The organism is Comamonas sp. JNW, assembly GCF_003105075.1.
GTDB lineage: Bacteria > Pseudomonadota > Gammaproteobacteria > Burkholderiales > Burkholderiaceae_C > Comamonas > Comamonas squillarum.
This window is the reverse complement of record NZ_QETI01000002.1, coordinates 490,048-505,558: the sequence shown is the minus strand read 5'-3', so window position 1 is coordinate 505,558 and position 15,511 is coordinate 490,048. Positions and strand designations below refer to the sequence as shown.

Genomic DNA, 15,511 nt, shown 5'->3' with positions numbered 1-15,511 from the left:
ATCAGTAGGAGCCGGTGACGGCAGGCGCCTGGGGCGCGGGCACCGTAGCGCCAGGCACGGCCGCGGCGCCCAGCAAGGCCGCCAGCGGGGTTTGCATCTGGGTCTTGACCCCGCCACCGCCCACGATGTACTCGACCATCGCCGGTGCGCGGGTGGGCGCTGCGCGCACGACGGGCTGCTGGGGACGGAAGCTGTCGATATAGCTGGCCAGCTGCTGGGCGTTGGTGCCGGTGTCGAGCTTCTGGCGGTCATCGGCATTGCGCAGGGCCGCAACGATCTTGCCGAGCTTTTGCGCCAGGATGAGGCGCTGGGCATCGACGGGCGGCAGCCCCACGGTCACCGTGGTGTAGCTGCGCTGTCGGTAGGGATCGACGGTGTTGGCAATTTCGGGGCGCTTGCGCAGCTCGGAGAACTGCTCGGAGGTGATCTGGCCGGTGGCACGCACGACCACGTCCTGCAACAGCGGCACGACGATGGCGTCTTCGGCCTGGGTGCCGCCATCCTTGTCGGCGATGAACAGAAAGTCGATATGGTCGCCCGCGCGCAGCATGCCCGAGATGGTGCTGACCTCATCGACCGGAATGGTCACGGCGCGCACGCCCGCTTCGAGCTCTTCGGAGAACAGCTTGCGTGGCGTGACAAAAAAGTTGGCCAGCAACGGCTTGCCGGCACTGATGTCCACCGACAGCTGGCGGCCCAGAAAGCCGTCGATCATGTCCGGCGTCAGCACATCGGCATGCACATAGGCCGAGGGCACGCTGCGCTTGGCCACCATCTCGGGCAAGAGCGCGGTGCCGGCGGGAATGTTCTGGATCGGCACCACCACATCGGTGCGCAGTCGCTCGGCTTCGGACTCCAGGTTGGCCTGAATCTCGGCCTCGGAGGTCTTGAGGTAGTACCAGCCCAGGCCCGCGGCCACCACACCCAGGGTGATGGCGGCGATCAGCGGGGCGGCACGGCGCGAGCCATTGGCCAGCCGTGAGAAACGATTCGGTTTGGGAGAGTTTGGGGTCACCATGGCAAAGAGATCGTGTAGGAATAGGAAGCCCAGGCTGCGCGAAAGGCATCAATCAGCAGCTGAAACAAAGACTTGTCGGCACCCGGCATCGGTGCAAAAAAAACGGCGGCCAGCACGCCGGCAACGATCACGTACTCGGTCATGATCTGCCCGGATTGCCGGCTGGCGCGAGGAACAGGGGTGAGGTGCTTGGGTATCGGCATAGAGGGACGCGGCTAGGCCTGCGGCAAGGTGTTGCTGATGACGATGGAGCAACCCACGCCGTTGTGGGCGATGGCGATCACCGCCTCCTGCCCGCCACGCCGGAGCACCACCTGGGCGCGCGTGCCGCCCTTGATGGTCTTGCGGCTCAGCACCGTCCAGCCCACCACCAGCGCCTGCTCGCGGATGTAGAGCTCATTGGCCTCGACGCTCAAGGTATTGCCCCAGACACTGGTGCGGTTGACCCGGTCTGCATCGAACGAAAAGGTGTCGGAGAACTCATCGCTGCCGATCGGCACGGCCAGGTGGCTGCGGCGCTGCAGCTGGTCGCTGACCAGTTGCGGCACCGCGCCGTGCAGCCAGGCCGAGGAGATGCGCACCTGCTGCTTGCCGCTGGGCAGGGGCCGGAACTCCACCGTGATGCGGAAATTACCGTCACGCGCGCCGAGGATCGGAATGCCGTCGAGCGTGGTCTCTGAAAAATCGGCCTTGCCGCCCAGCCATTCCTGGTAGAAGCGCTGGGCCTTACGGGTGTCGCCATCGACATCGAAGGCCTGGATCTGCATCGGAATCTTGTTCTGCACGATCAGCTCGGCCACCCAGTAGGGCGACAGGTTCTTCTCGGGGAACAGGATGGCCGGCCAGGCAATGGCGCTGGCGGGTGCAGCGCGCGCTGCCAGCGGCATCGCGGCAGCCAGCGCGGTCAACAGCAACCAGGCCAATGGGCCCCACAGCCCTGCTGGCCGGCGGGCTGCCAGCGCTCCCCGTGTGCGCCGGTGCAACAGCATCATCGTCATGGCAAGGTGTTGACGACCGGCGGCGGCGGGAACGCGCGGTAGAAGCGGAAGCAGTCCTTGCCGTCGGGCTTCTCCAACGGCCCGCACTCATGCGCGCCCGGGTTGTCGTTGTAGGTGTCGTCGGCCGGCACCTTCTGCAGCCACTCGTAGCGATCCAGCGGTACCGACTTCTCCTGCGCATCGCCTGGCGCCAGGCCCATGGTGAGCAGGTTGTGGTCGAAGGTGGGCCAGAGCCACTTGAGCGTGCTGCCCAGCTGCCCCAGTGGCGCGCGGAAATCCTGGTACTCGGGCCGGTCCAGCAGCTTCATCGGCACCAGGCCCTGGATCTTGGATTCCTCGCGGTTGGTGCCGCCGGCGCTCCAGGGCTCGGACAGCATGGTCACATGGTCCTTGATCTGCAGCTTGAGCGGCAGCGGCGTGTCGTTCTTGTGCAAGGCCGACTCCACCTTGCCAAATTCGGTTGGGAAGCGCTCGGCAGAAAAACCGGCACCTCGCTCCAGCGCCACCTCGGTGCGCATATAGCCTTGGGTGACAAAGCGGAACTTGGCGATCGACTCGCCCTTGGCCAGGTTCTGCACCTCTCCGACCTTGGAGAAGATGGTGTCCATGAAGGCGGCGACCGAAGGCAGCGGCGCGGCCGTGGTCTTGGCCGTGAGCGACTCGTTGAAGTCGGGCATACGCGCCTGGCCCGACGTGAACTCGGACACGGTCTCGCCATGCACGCCGGTGTCGGTGTCCTGCGCCGGATCACGGAACACATGGCGGCGCAAGTCATTGCTCAGCTCGGCATCGGACTTGCGGATGGACCCGCTCGCGCCCTTGTACTGGTCGGCCGACATGACCTCGGTCTCCGTCGCTGCAGGAAACCAGACCGAGCGCTGCCAGGCATTGAGCTTGGCCGCTGCGGTAACCTGCATGCGTGCCTGGCCGTAGTCGGCGATCAAGGGGATAGCCGCCATCAGCAATGCCGCAAAACCGCTGATCAAGGTCACCTCGACCAGCGCACTGCCCTGCTGCGCGCGGCGCCGGGCACGGCGGCGCAGGGTCTTCATCGGGGGAGTCTGGGACATCATTGCGCCGCATCCTGGTTGTCGGGCTCACCGCCCCCGAACAGGCCGTCCGACCCGCCCAGGGCCGAGCCAGCCACGGCCACGCCACGCGCCCAGATGGAGGGCTCGACATGGTGGACCTGCCAGTACGGTGAGAAAAGGTTCTTGTGCTCGATATAGCCGCCGGTAAAGCCGACCTTGATCGTGCGCCCGGCAATCTGCAGCGACTTGTACTGGTCCTTGGTCATGTCGCGTCGCTGCCAGCGGTCCTGCGGCCGCTTGAAATACAGCTGGGCCGACGACAGCGCGCTCATGTCACCGCCAAACATGCGGTCGCGCAGGCCAATGCTGTAGTCATCCTTGGCATAGCCAAAGCCCGCCTGCTCGCCGGTGCGCACATCGCTGCCCCGGCGCGCCACCATCACCGAGATGGTGGGTCCCTTGTCGGTCAGGCTGCCCCACTTGCGCGGGTTGATGCTGGTCATCGACAGGTCGCCATACCACTTGTCCTGGTCCCGGCCCTTGAGCGTGCGCAGCTGGCGCACATCCCAGTAGCGGGGCAAGGAGAAATTCTTGGTGACCAGGCCAATGTCGGTGCGCGGCTTGTACTTGTAGGCCGAGTTGAACTGCAGCACGGCATAAGGCACCAGCAAATTGTTGCCATCGCGGTCACGGCCTGCGGCGTAGATGGCACTGTCGGACAGGCCGTCTGAGGTCAGCTTGCCGTAGTTGCGCTTTTCATCGCTTTGGTATTCGGGGTCGACATTGCGCGGCTTGAAGTTCTTGTCATAGGAGCGCAAGGCCAGGCGGTTGCCGGACCAGCCCTTGTCCGCATAGCCGGAGCCGCCCGTGGCAGCGGCCGCGCCCAGCCCGAAGTCGCCGACAAAGCGCTCGCCCAGCAGCACCCCGGCGCCGAAAATGTTTACCGAATCAGCAGATTGCCAGCGGATGCGGCCACGCTCAGCGGCCAGGTCCGAGCCCTGGGTGGCGACCAGCTCGGTGCCGCCCTTCCAGGACACCGTGCCCTTGAGCAGCTCCTGCATGGCGGTTGCAATCGGACCGCTGGAGAGGTCAAAGCTCGAGCCATCGTTCTGCATACCGCTGATGCCCTGACCGATCAGGCCCGGGAAAATGCGCCGGTCCTTGGTGAAATCATCGCGCGTGGCCTGGGCTGCATGGGCAAAGCGCATCGCATCAAAAAAATCGTCGTCGTCGTTGCGGCGGTCCGACGTGGTGCTGTAGAGCTTGATGAAGTTGAGAAACTCCAGCGACGAGCTGGCAATCAGCGGTGCATTGGCCGCCACCGGCAAATAGGCCTTGTCGTCGTTGTCGTTGAGCACATCCTTGGCGACAACGATGGCCTCGGGAATGCTGACGCCCGTGGTGGCCGCCTGGGCCAGCGAAATGGCGGTGTTGAGCACCCGCAGTGCATCGACCATGATCTGGAACGGCCGGGCCGAAGGCTCGATCGCCTTGGCGATGTTGTTGGCCTGGCGCTGGTACTTGGCCGCGGCCTGCACATTGCGGCCCCACTTGACCAGGTAATTGATGGCGCTGATGAAGTCATAACGCGCAGCCGCTGCCGATGCCTGGGCCAGGTTCCACACGCCCTTCTGGCCTTCGATCTCCACCCGCGCCACTTGTATATTGGCCGCCGTGCTGACCACCATGCCAATCGATGTCTGAAAGCTGGCCAGCATCGCCACGCCTGCTTCATTCGCGGCCATGGCCCGATTGGTATAGGCCAGAAAATTCAATTGCCGCGCAAATACCGTGGATGCGCTATAGGTCATCGCATCGGCATTGTTTTGCAGCTTCATTTTGTCTCGCGCAACAATGGCCGTGTTATAGACCAAGAATATGCTGAGACAAACCACCGGAATCATGGCCAACAAATAGACAATCACCTGCCCTTTTTGTACGCGATCTCCAGACCGATACGAAGATGGTTTATGCATGATGGCCACTGTTATGTAATTCGTTGAATTCCGGAGGCCCTCCCTCCCATGGATAACCTCAAGCCATTATCTCAACCCCGCACATCCCAGGGTATGCACTGCATATGCGGCACACCGTCACAGACCCTGGCAGCGCAAGGAAATACCAGGTGCCTGCGACTTGGCAGCAAGGTTTCGGGGTTGCGATAGCGGCTCTTACTTGGCGCCGTCGTTACCGCCTTCGGTATAGGTCGACATATTCATATTCTTCTGGGCATTGGTCAGCGCCTTACCCGAAGCAGCCTGTGCAGCAGTAATACCTTCCTTGCCCGATTCACCGCCCACTTCCTTGGCCATACCTGCGACCTGGCTGCGAACGGTTTGGCCAAAAAAGCTGAAAGCGGCAATCGCGGCAATCGCAATCAGGCCCAAGATAATGATGTATTCCGTCATACCCTGGCCGCGCGATTTGCGCTGGGCAACAGGCTTGGCAATAGTTGCACTATGGGAATTGGTGTGATTTGTCATAGTCAAGGCTAGCTCCTCATTCATGGATCATTCAGAAGAAAATTCAGTGATTTCAGAAACCATGCCATGCGACCGCGCAGCGCAATTACTGAACGGCGCAATGGTATCTATCTGTTTTGCCCATGTACATGCCATTTTCATTAAAATGTTAACAAAGTGTTTCTTATCCTAAATAGACTGAATAAGCTTATTTGTCAAAATTTATTTGTTGCTAGATGAAATTTTTCAACTGTCATATTGATGACATCCATGGGTTATTGAACAATCCTAGGCAGAGATGCACAGATTCCACAATAATTTCATATAAATCATGACCCAAAGCAGCCAACCCACCACCCGTCCCATAACTACACAACATAAATATGCAATCGATATTCGATACCGTCCCAGAATAACTTGCCATAAGTAGCGAGTAATCATTTCATCTGTCCAATAACTATGCAGCATTAATTGCTGCCCCAATACATAGCGGGCGACGGAGAAAACACAATGGAAAAAGGAAGACCGAAATCAGGGATTACGCTGAGTGCGCGGGAACGCGAGCAACTCGAAGACCTGGCCAGCAACCCCGACCAGCACGGCCACATCGCCACTCGCGCCAAAATCATCTTGCGCAGCGTGGAAGGCGACAGCAACGTCACCATCGCCAACAGCATGGCGCTGACCCAGGCAACCGTCGGCAAGTGGCGCCGACGCTTTGCGAGCCACCGCGTGGTGGGCCTGTATGACAGCATGCGCCCGGGCAAACCCCGCACCATTGATGAGCGCCAGCTGCAAGCCATCGCTGCCAGCGCCAAAGCAGCGCTGGTGTCCGCAGACACGCCCCAGGGCAGCGTGCGCGCGCTGGCCGCACGCACGGGCATGTCCAAAAGCAGCGTGGCCCGCTATCTGCAGCTGCTGGGAAAAACCAAGTCCCGCCCCCACTTTGCGCTGTTCAGCGACCCGCTCCTCATGGAGCAGTTGCAGGCACCTGCAGCGCTCTACCTGAGCGGCAGCGACAAGGCCCTGGTCATTTGCCTGGACACCAAGAGCCCGCTGAGCCTGCCCGCTGCGCCCGCAGAAGCCAGCGAGCCCCAGCGCATCTCCGGCAACGAGGGCTGCCAGCACCCGCTATCGGCCGCACTCTGCCAGGCACTCAGCACCGCCTGCAAAAGCCCGGCCCTGCAGTGCAAGCCGCGCCTGCGGCACCAGGAGTTTCTGGTTTTTCTGCGCGAGGTCGACGCCATGCTGCCGCCCCATATGGATGTGCACTGCATCCTGGACACCAGCGCGCTGAGCCAGCACCCCAGCATCAAAGCCTGGCTGGGCATGCGCCCGCACTGGTGCACCCATGGCTGCGGTGACTATGCCGCCTGGCACCAGGAACTGGGCCGCTTTCTGCGCCGGCTGGGCGACCAGCGCAGCGCCACCATGCCCGCCCAGGAACTCGCCCAGTGGCTGCAATCGGTCGACGCGCTGGCCCGCCAGCAAAGCCCGCACCGCAGGCCCTTTCGGTGGATGGGGCCGCTGCATATGCTCGAAGAGACAGACTTGACAGAGCACAAGGAGAGACAGACTGGCGCAGTGAAACAAAGCCCGCAAGACCGCTGAACAACAAGCGCAGGCCAGGCCTCTACCTGTTGTGCAGCGGCGGCAGGGCACTGGCATCTGCTGTCTACCAACGCCTACAGAATCTGCCCTGGGTTGGCCGTCATTGCCACGCGATACCAGCCACTACGATCTGGCCGGATGTCGAATGAATACAACAAATCTATCCCGTCTCACACGCCTCTGGACGGTCTGCTGTCCGAGCGCACCATCCGCATACTGGCCAAAAATGGCGTGGATTCGGTCGAAGCCGTCAGACAAGCCTATCCGCTGGGCTTGCTCAGAATGCATGGCATAGGCATGCTGCGGTTGCGCAGGATCGAGATGGCGCTCTTCCCCGGCCAGCGCTATGAGCCCGGTTTTGCCGCGCCGGCGATCCGGTATGCCTACGACTCATCATTGAATGGCAAGCTGCCGCTGGTAACGGTGCGCGCACTCGCCCGCGCAGGCATCAAGACACCCGAGCAGCTGCGCGAGGCCTATCCCCGCCAATTGTTGATGATTCGCACCATTGGCACTGGAACGCTGCGAGAGATTGAGCGGGTGTTTTTTCCAGAGCAGCGGTCTGCGCCCAAGAAAGACCGCTAGTGTGCCGGTGCCTGCACATGGGACAGTGGATGCCCAGCGTAGTCTTGGCGCTGCGCTGCATCTGCTGTCGCTGCCCCTGAATGCCTCTGGAGCCCCACCACGCAATCCGCCGCGTGAATTTCTTTTGAAATTCATCATGTTGGTGGTGCCCCGAGCCGGGATCGAACCGGCACGCCACTTTCGCGGCACGGGATTTTAAGTCCCGGGTGTCTACCAATTTCACCATCGGGGCACGCAGCCTGCCATTCTAGCTGCTCCCGCTGCGCTGTTGGAGCAAGACAGGCATGGATCGTGGCTCTGGGCAACGCTGCAGTTCAATGAAGGCTATGGGGGGGTGGCGCTTTGCGACGCGCCAGGCAGATCCGCCCTACTCCCATGCGGACATGCGGGCACTACCGAGGGCGTAAAACGTGAAAGAGACGGGATGACGATGCAGAGGCTGCGCGACCCGTTGGCAGAGGCAACAGCACGCCCCGCAACGCAAAAACCGGCGCCGAAAAAGCAAAAAGAGCCCTGAGGCTCTTTTCGCAATGTGTTGGAGCGGGAAAACGGGTTCGAACCGTCGACCTATACCTTGGCAAGGTATCGCTCTACCAACTGAGCTATTCCCGCAAAAACCAGCATGAACGGATCCACACCAGCTTTGAAAACTGGAGCGGGAAAACGGGTTCGAACCGTCGACCTATACCTTGGCAAGGTATCGCTCTACCAACTGAGCTATTCCCGCAAAAACTAGCATGAACGGATCCACACCAGCTTTGAAAACTGGAGCGGGAAAACGGGTTCGAACCGTCGACCTATACCTTGGCAAGGTATCGCTCTACCAACTGAGCTATTCCCGCATACATTGTTCGTTTCACCACGAACCCAAAACGTACTGACAAGCATGTCCTGGAGGCGCGAACCAGAGTCGAACTGGTCTAACCGGATTTGCAATCCGGGGCATAACCGCTTTGCTATCGCGCCATGGATTGTTGCCATGCTGAAACCATCAACACAGCCAATTTGGAGCGGGAAAACGGGTTCGAACCGTCGACCTATACCTTGGCAAGGTATCGCTCTACCAACTGAGCTATTCCCGCGTATCCGCTTTACCGGAAGTCCGCTATTATATACCGGGCTCCGCGATGGTATGCATTGTAACGCATATTTTTTGGTCTTTTTGGCAAACCGGCCCGTTTTTGATGACGGGCCGGTTTTCCGTGCAGACCAGTAGCCGATCTAGTGCTTGATGGCACGCGAGCGGCGCGCAGGTGCCGCCTTGGCGGCCGTTGCCGCAACGGCCACAGCAGGCACCACGGGCACCGGCTCGGCGGCAGGCACATCGCTGTCACTCAACGGTGTGGGAGTGACTTCCAGCGCCACTTCCAGCACCTTGTCGATCCAGCGCACCGGCACGATCTCCAGACCGCTCTTGACGTTGTCGGGGATCTCGGCCAAGTCCTTGACATTCTCTTCCGGGATCATCACGGTCTTGATACCGCCACGCAGCGCGGCCAGCAGCTTTTCCTTCAGGCCACCGATGGCGGTGACTTCACCGCGCAAGGTAATCTCGCCGGTCATCGCCACATCGGCACGCACCGGGATACCGGTCAGCACCGACACCAGCGCCGTCGTCATCGCCGCACCAGCGCTGGGGCCATCCTTGGGGGTGGCGCCATCGGGCACGTGGATGTGGATGTCGCGCTTTTCGAACACGTCATCGCGGATACCCAGCGAACGGGCCCGGCTGCGCACCACGGTGCGAGCCGCTTCGACCGATTCCTTCATCACATCGCCCAGCGAGCCGGTGCGGTTGATGACGCCCTTGCCGGGCATGGCAGCCGCTTCAATGGTCAGCAGATCGCCGCCCACCTCGGTCCAGGCCAGGCCCACGACCTGACCGACCTGGTTCTTCTGCTCGGCATGGCCGTAGCTGAACTTGCGCACACCCAGGTAGTCGGGCAGGTTGTCGGCCGTCACCTGCACCGGTGCCTGCGCCTTGCCCAGCTGGATGTTCTTGACCACCTTGCGGCAGATCTTGGACAGCTCACGCTCGAGCGAACGCACACCGGCTTCGCGGGTGTAGTAGCGCACGATGTCGCGCACGGCGTCCTCGCGCAGCTCCAGTTCACCGGCCTTGACGCCGTTGTTCTCGATCTGCTTGGGCAGCAGGTAGCGCATCGCGATATTGGTCTTCTCGTCCTCGGTGTAACCGGCCAGGCGGATCACTTCCATCCGGTCCAGCAACGCGGGCGGGATATTCATCGAGTTCGAGGTAGCGACAAACATCACATCGCTGAGGTCGAAATCGACCTCTACATAGTGGTCGCCAAACTTGCTGTTCTGCTCGGGGTCGAGCACTTCCAGCAAGGCGCTCGAAGGATCGCCCCGGAAGTCCATGCCCAGCTTGTCGATTTCGTCGAGCAGGAACAGCGGATTGCGCGTGCCGACCTTGGACAGGTTCTGCAGCACCTTGCCGGGCATCGCGCCGATGTAGGTGCGGCGGTGACCGCGGATCTCGGCCTCGTCGCGCATGCCGCCCAGCGCCATGCGCACATACTTGCGCCCGGTCGCCTTGGCAATCGACTGGCCCAGCGAGGTCTTGCCCACGCCAGGCGGGCCGACCAGGCACAGAATCGGTGCCTTGACCTTGTCCACGCGCTGCTGCACCGCGAGGTACTCAAGAATGCGGTCCTTGACCTTGTCGAGGCCATAGTGGTCTTCGTTAAGCACATCCTCGGCGATGACCAGGTCCTTCTTGACCTTGGTCTTCTTGCCCCAGGGCAGATTCACCAGCGTCTCAATGTAGTTGCGCACCACCGAGGCCTCGGCCGACATCGGCGACATCAGCTTGAGCTTCTTGAGCTCGCCCTCGGCCTTCTTGCGCGCATCCTGCGTCATCTTGGCGAGCTTGATCTTCTTTTCCAGGTCTTCCAGGTCGGCGCCGTCTTCGCCCTCGCCCAGTTCCTTCTGGATCGCCTTGACCTGCTCGTTGAGGTAGAAGTCGCGCTGGCTCTTTTCCATCTGCTTTTTGACGCGGCCACGGATCTTCTTGTCGACATTGAGGATGTCGACCTCGCGCTCAAGCTGGTCGTACAGGTTTTCCAGGCGGTCCTGCACCTTTTGCAGCTCCAGCACGGCCTGCTTGTTCTCGAGCTTGAGCGGCAGGTGGGCGGCGATGGTGTCAGCCAGGCGGCCTGCGTCATCGATGCCGGAGATGGAGGTCAGGATCTCGGATGGGATCTTCTTGTTGAGCTTGACGTACTGGTCAAACTGCTGCATCACGGCGCGGCGCAAGGCCTCGATCTCGCTGGCCTTGTCGGCGCTGTCGCCGGGCTCCACGGGCTCGATCTGCGCGGTGAAGTAGTCCTCGCCTTCGGCGATTTCCTGCACCTGGGCACGCTGCACGCCTTCGACCAGCACCTTGACGGTGCCATCGGGCAGCTTGAGCATCTGCAAAATCGTCGAGACGCAGCCAACGCTGAACATGTCGTTGACGGTGGGATCGTCCTTGGCCGCCGTCTTCTGGGCCACCAGCATGATCTTGCGGTCGCCTTCCATCGCCGTCTCCAGCGCCTTGATGCTCTTGGGGCGGCCTACGAACAGCGGAATCACCATGTGCGGAAACACGACCACGTCCCGCAGCGGGAGCATGGGCAATTCCAGGGGGTGGGAGGATTGGGTTTGGTTGTCGGACATGAAAATCCTTTTGAAACTTCTACGAAGATGATCCGTAAAAGCGATATTTCAACCCTTGGCCATCAAAAACCAGGGGCCAGGGCGGGTGCAGGCCAGAAAGACACCCTCAAACCCTTTGGATACAGCCCGGCAGCGCCGGGCGATCCTGGTAAACACAGAGGGCAGAGTCCAAGCGGCCTCTGCCATCGGGCCCATCAGGCCTTCTTGGCCGCTTCCCGGTACACCAGGAGGGGCGGCTTGCCTTCGTTGATCGTCGCTTCTTCTACCACGACCTTGGCCACGTTGTCGGTGGTGGGCAGGTCAAACATGGTGGTCATCAGCGATTGCTCCAGAATCGAGCGCAGCCCCCGGGCACCGGTCTTGCGGGCCAGCGCCTTCTTCGCAATCGCGGTCAGTGCGTCCGGGCGCACTTCCAGCTCCACGCCTTCCATGCCCAGCAGCTTGTTGTACTGCTTGACCAGCGCATTCTTGGGCTGGGTCAGGATCTGCACCAGCGCGTCTTCCGACAGCTCGGCCAGCGCCGTGACCACGGGCAGACGCCCCACCAGCTCGGGGATGATGCCGAACTTGATCAGGTCTTCGGGCTCGATATCGCGGAAGGCCTCGGAGATGGAGCGCTGCTGCTTGCTCTTGACGGTGGCACCAAAACCGATGCCCGAGGCCTCGGAGCGGTTCTCGATGACCTTCTCCAGACCAGCAAAGGCGCCGCCGCAGATGAACAGGATATTGGTCGTGTCGACCTGCAGGAAATCCTGGTTCGGGTGCTTGCGCCCGCCCTGAGGCGGGATCGAGGCCATCGTGCCTTCGATCAGCTTGAGCAGCGCCTGCTGCACGCCTTCGCCCGATACGTCGCGGGTGATCGAGGGGTTGTCCGCCTTGCGGGTGATCTTGTCGATTTCGTCGATGTAGACGATACCGCGCTGGGCACGCTCGACATCGTAGTTGCAGCTTTGCAGCAGCTTTTGCACGATGTTCTCGACGTCCTCGCCGACATAGCCCGCTTCCGTCAACGTGGTGGCGTCCGCCATCACAAAGGGCACGTTCAGCTGGCGAGCGAGGGTCTGGGCGAGCAAGGTTTTGCCCGAGCCGGTGGGGCCGATCAGCAAGATATTGCTCTTGGCCAGCTCCACATCGTCCTTGCCGGCCTTGTCCTTGTGCGCCAGGCGCTTGTAGTGGTTGTACACCGCCACGGCCAGGGTGCGTTTGGCGGGATCCTGACCGATGACATAGTTGTCCAGGGTGGCCTTGATCTCGGCCGGTGTCGGCAGATCATTGCCCTTGGCCTTCTCGCCCTCCTTGCCTTCTGCCGCCACTTCGTCGCGCACGATGTCATTGCACAGGTTGATGCACTCATCGCAGATGAACACGGACGGTCCGGCAATGAGTTTCTTCACCTCGTGCTGACTCTTGCCGCAGAAGGAGCAGTACAGGGTTTTTTCGCTGGATGAGCCTTTTTTCTCGGCCATGGGGGCAATGCCTTCAATCGAATCTATGTGGAAACAATGATAACCAACTACAAAGCGGCCTCAACCGGTAGGGTTGGGGCCGCTTATCCGGAAAAGCCTACTTATGGGCGCTTTTCTACCACAGTATCGACCAAACCGTATTCCTGGGCTTCTGGCGCCGTCATGAAGTAGTCGCGCTCGGTATCGGCCTTGACCTTGTCATAAGGCTGACCGGTGCGGTCTGCCAGGATGCGGTTCATCTGCTCCTTGGTGCGAATGATGTCGCGGGCATGGATTTCGATGTCCGTGGCCTGGCCGCGGGCACCGCCCAGCACCTGGTGGATCATGATCTTGGAGTTGGGCAGCGAGTAGCGCTTGCCCTTCTCGCCAGCGGCCAGCAGGAAAGCGCCCATGCTGGCAGCAAAGCCCAGGCACATGGTCGAGACCTGCGGCTTGATGAACTGCATGGTGTCATAGATGGCCATGCCAGCGGTCACGCTGCCGCCTGGCGAGTTGATGTAGAGCGAAATCTCCTTGTCGGGGTTTTCGCTTTCCAGGAACAGCAGCTGGGCCACCACGAGGTTGGCGGTCTGGTCGTTGACTTCACCGACCAGAAAAATCACGCGGTCCTTGAGCAGACGCGAGTAAATGTCAAACGAGCGCTCACCACGGCCCGATTGCTCGATCACCATCGGGATCAAACCCAAGTTCTGAATATCTTGTGCGCTCATTACATCTCCGTTCAGGATTGGTGGAAGCTAGCGTCAATGCACTGTGACTGCGCTAACTGTACCCCAATAAAATGGGGCCTGCGCCCAAAAGCACAAGCCCCTGTTTTGTAGCTGGCGGCAGCGCTGGCGGCCATGGCCGCCCGGCGCGCGTCCTATCAGCCTTGCTGGCCCATCAGTTCGTCGAAGGACACGGTCTTGTCGCTGACCTTGGCCTTGCCCAGCACGAATTCGGTCACGTTGTTTTCGATCACAACGGCTTCGACTTCGGCCAGACGCTGGCGGTCACCAAAGTACCAACGCACGACGTCTTCTGGCTTCTCGTAGCTCGATGCCAGCTCGTCGATGTGGGCCTTGATCTGCTCAGGCGTGGCTTCCAGCTTGTTGGCCTTGACCAGCTCGGCCACCACCAGGCCCAGACGCACGCGGCGCTCGGCTTGGGGCAGGAACACGTCAGCAGGGATTTCCGCCTTTTCAGCGTCCTTGATGCCGCGTTGCTTGAGCTCTTCACGGGCGCCTTCGAGCAGACGGCCGACTTCGGCGTCGATGCTGGCCTTGGGCAGGTCCAGCTCAGCCTTGGACACCAGGGCTTCCATCACGGCTTGCTTGTTGCGCGACTGAACGCGGAACTTGACTTCACGCTCCAGGTTCTTCTTGATGTCAGCGCGCAGGCCTTCGACGGAGCCGTCAGCAATGCCCAGGGACTTGGCCAGTGCTTCGTTCACTTCGGGCAGGTTGGCCGCTTCCACCTTCTTGACGGTCACCAGGAAGTCGGCGGTCTTGCCAGCCACTTCCTTGCCGTGGTAGTCCTCAGGGAATGCCAGGGGGAAAGTCTTGGATTCGCCGGTCTTCATGCCGCGCACGGCGTCTTCGAATTCCTTGAGCATCTGGCCTTCGCCGATCAGGAACTGGAAGGCTTCAGCCTTGCCGCCAGCGAAGGGTTCGCCGTCGATCTTGCCTTCGAAGTCCACGGTCACGCGGTCGCCGTCCACTGCAGCCGTATCGGCTGGGCGCTGGGCGAAGGTGCGACGCTGCTTGCGCAGGATGTCGATGGTCTTTTCGATAGCAGCGTCATCCACGTCGGCAGCCAGCTTCTCGACTTCGGCGGAAGCCAGGTCACCGATCTTGACTTCGGGGAACACTTCGAACACGGCGTCAAATGCCAGCTCACCCTCAGGTGCGCCTTCTTTTTCAGTGATCTTGGGCTGACCGGCCACGCGCAGCTCGGCTTCGTTGGCGGCCTTGGCAAAAGCCTCGCCGACCTTCTCGTTGAGCACTTCGTACTGCACGGAATAGCCATAGCGCTGTGCCACCACGTTCATCGGCACCTTGCCTGGACGGAAGCCGTCCATCTTCACGGTGCGGGCCAGGCGCTTGAGGCGGCTGTCCACTTCGGTTTGCACGGATGCGAGAGGCAAGCTCAGCGAAATTTTGCGCTCGAGCTTTTCAAGGGTTTCAACATTCACTGCCATGGTTAATCCTAGTTAGGCACGAACCCTTCCGGCCACGGTGTGCAAACGCCATTGAAGCCAGCCTGCAAGCGGCAAAGCTTGCGTCCGATGCGAGGACTGTCCGTGTCACATCGGGGATGGCATCAACGGGGATTGGCACCGTTTTACAACCTGGGGTCCCAGTAGATAGGCGACTGGCCCTAAGCCCAGCACACCCAAAAATCAAACGATGACAGCGCATTCAGTAGCAAGCAACACCAGGCGTGACGCGGCAAAAACCAGCGTTGTCACGAAAGCGGTGCAGCGCAAGGCGCCATCGACCGAAACCGAACATTATATATAAAGCCAGCTCTTTTCCTGGCTGCCAATACCGTCTTGCTGCAGGGTCAGAACCCGGATGCCGGCAGCCGCTGGCGCCAAACACCAACAAAAAAGCCGAATCTCCAGCAGGAAATTCGGCTCATATTCAGCAAAAAATCAGACGGTGCTTATACCTTCTGC

Annotated in this window: 12 protein-coding genes and 6 tRNA genes; 2 read left to right on the top strand and 16 right to left on the bottom strand. The window is 60.9% G+C overall.

Annotated elements, in window-relative coordinates; genetic code table 11:
* Window position 1: 1 nt before the first annotated feature.
* The 6 genes from cpaB to DCO45_RS05340 form a co-directional block, all read right to left on the bottom strand.
* On the bottom strand, window positions 2-1,018 hold the full coding sequence (cpaB, locus tag DCO45_RS05365; RefSeq protein ID WP_116924830.1) for a Flp pilus assembly protein CpaB: 1,017 nt from the start codon (window positions 1,016-1,018) through the stop codon (window positions 2-4).
* Entirely contained in the window at window positions 1,012-1,221 is a 210-nt protein-coding gene (locus DCO45_RS05360; RefSeq protein WP_116924829.1) for a hypothetical protein, read from the bottom strand. The genes cpaB and DCO45_RS05360 overlap by 7 nt, the downstream gene beginning before the upstream one ends.
* A 12-nt stretch (window positions 1,222-1,233) precedes the next feature.
* A complete protein-coding gene (locus tag DCO45_RS05355; RefSeq protein ID WP_133248073.1) occupies window positions 1,234-2,010 on the bottom strand; it encodes a hypothetical protein in 777 nt (258 codons plus the stop codon).
* Window positions 2,011-2,012: 2 nt separating this feature from the next.
* The gene (locus DCO45_RS05350) at window positions 2,013-3,086 is read right to left on the bottom strand and encodes a hypothetical protein (protein ID WP_133248072.1); all 1,074 of its coding nucleotides are present in this window, start codon (window positions 3,084-3,086) and stop codon (window positions 2,013-2,015) included.
* The gene (locus DCO45_RS05345) at window positions 3,086-4,885 is read right to left on the bottom strand and encodes a hypothetical protein (RefSeq protein ID WP_116924826.1); all 1,800 of its coding nucleotides are present in this window, start codon (window positions 4,883-4,885) and stop codon (window positions 3,086-3,088) included. The genes DCO45_RS05350 and DCO45_RS05345 overlap by 1 nt, the downstream gene beginning before the upstream one ends.
* A 333-nt stretch (window positions 4,886-5,218) precedes the next feature.
* Window positions 5,219-5,530: a pilus assembly protein gene (locus DCO45_RS05340; protein WP_198424365.1), complete on the bottom strand. Its 312-nt coding sequence runs from the start codon at window positions 5,528-5,530 to the stop codon at window positions 5,219-5,221.
* Between the two features lie 489 nt (window positions 5,531-6,019).
* On the opposite strand from DCO45_RS05340, the gene DCO45_RS05335 reads away from it, so the two are divergent.
* Window positions 6,020-7,120 carry a helix-turn-helix domain-containing protein gene (locus DCO45_RS05335; protein ID WP_116924825.1) on the top strand — a complete coding sequence of 367 codons (1,101 nt, stop codon included), beginning with the start codon at window positions 6,020-6,022 and terminating at the stop codon, window positions 7,118-7,120.
* A gap of 138 nt (window positions 7,121-7,258) precedes the next feature.
* Window positions 7,259-7,705 carry a hypothetical protein gene (locus DCO45_RS05330; protein WP_116924824.1) on the top strand — a complete coding sequence of 149 codons (447 nt, stop codon included), beginning with the start codon at window positions 7,259-7,261 and terminating at the stop codon, window positions 7,703-7,705.
* A 143-nt stretch (window positions 7,706-7,848) separates the two neighbouring features.
* Here DCO45_RS05330 and DCO45_RS05325 read toward each other — a convergent pair.
* The 10 genes from DCO45_RS05325 to tig all read right to left on the bottom strand — a co-directional run bounded on the left by DCO45_RS05325 (window position 7,849) and on the right by tig (window position 15,031).
* Window positions 7,849-7,937: transfer RNA gene (locus DCO45_RS05325), tRNA-Leu, on the bottom strand.
* A gap of 304 nt (window positions 7,938-8,241) precedes the next feature.
* Window positions 8,242-8,317 (bottom strand) — tRNA-Gly (locus DCO45_RS05320).
* Between the two features lie 39 nt (window positions 8,318-8,356).
* Window positions 8,357-8,432 (bottom strand) — tRNA-Gly (locus DCO45_RS05315).
* A 39-nt stretch (window positions 8,433-8,471) separates the two neighbouring features.
* A tRNA-Gly gene (locus DCO45_RS05310) sits at window positions 8,472-8,547 on the bottom strand.
* Window positions 8,548-8,597: 50 nt separating this feature from the next.
* A tRNA-Cys gene (locus DCO45_RS05305) sits at window positions 8,598-8,671 on the bottom strand.
* Between the two features lie 40 nt (window positions 8,672-8,711).
* Window positions 8,712-8,787: transfer RNA gene (locus DCO45_RS05300), tRNA-Gly, on the bottom strand.
* 139 nt (window positions 8,788-8,926) lie between these two features.
* On the bottom strand, window positions 8,927-11,386 hold the full coding sequence (lon, locus tag DCO45_RS05295; RefSeq protein ID WP_116924823.1) for an endopeptidase La: 2,460 nt from the start codon (window positions 11,384-11,386) through the stop codon (window positions 8,927-8,929).
* A gap of 194 nt (window positions 11,387-11,580) precedes the next feature.
* Complete coding sequence (clpX, locus tag DCO45_RS05290; RefSeq protein WP_021027442.1) at window positions 11,581-12,852, bottom strand: ATP-dependent Clp protease ATP-binding subunit ClpX; 1,272 nt, start codon at window positions 12,850-12,852, stop codon at window positions 11,581-11,583.
* Window positions 12,853-12,953: 101 nt separating this feature from the next.
* A complete protein-coding gene (clpP, locus tag DCO45_RS05285; RefSeq protein ID WP_021027443.1) occupies window positions 12,954-13,562 on the bottom strand; it encodes an ATP-dependent Clp endopeptidase proteolytic subunit ClpP in 609 nt (202 codons plus the stop codon).
* 155 nt (window positions 13,563-13,717) lie between these two features.
* Window positions 13,718-15,031, bottom strand: a complete 1,314-nt coding sequence (gene tig, locus DCO45_RS05280) for a trigger factor (RefSeq protein WP_021027444.1) — start codon at window positions 15,029-15,031, stop codon at window positions 13,718-13,720.
* Window positions 15,032-15,511: the final 480 nt, after the last annotated feature.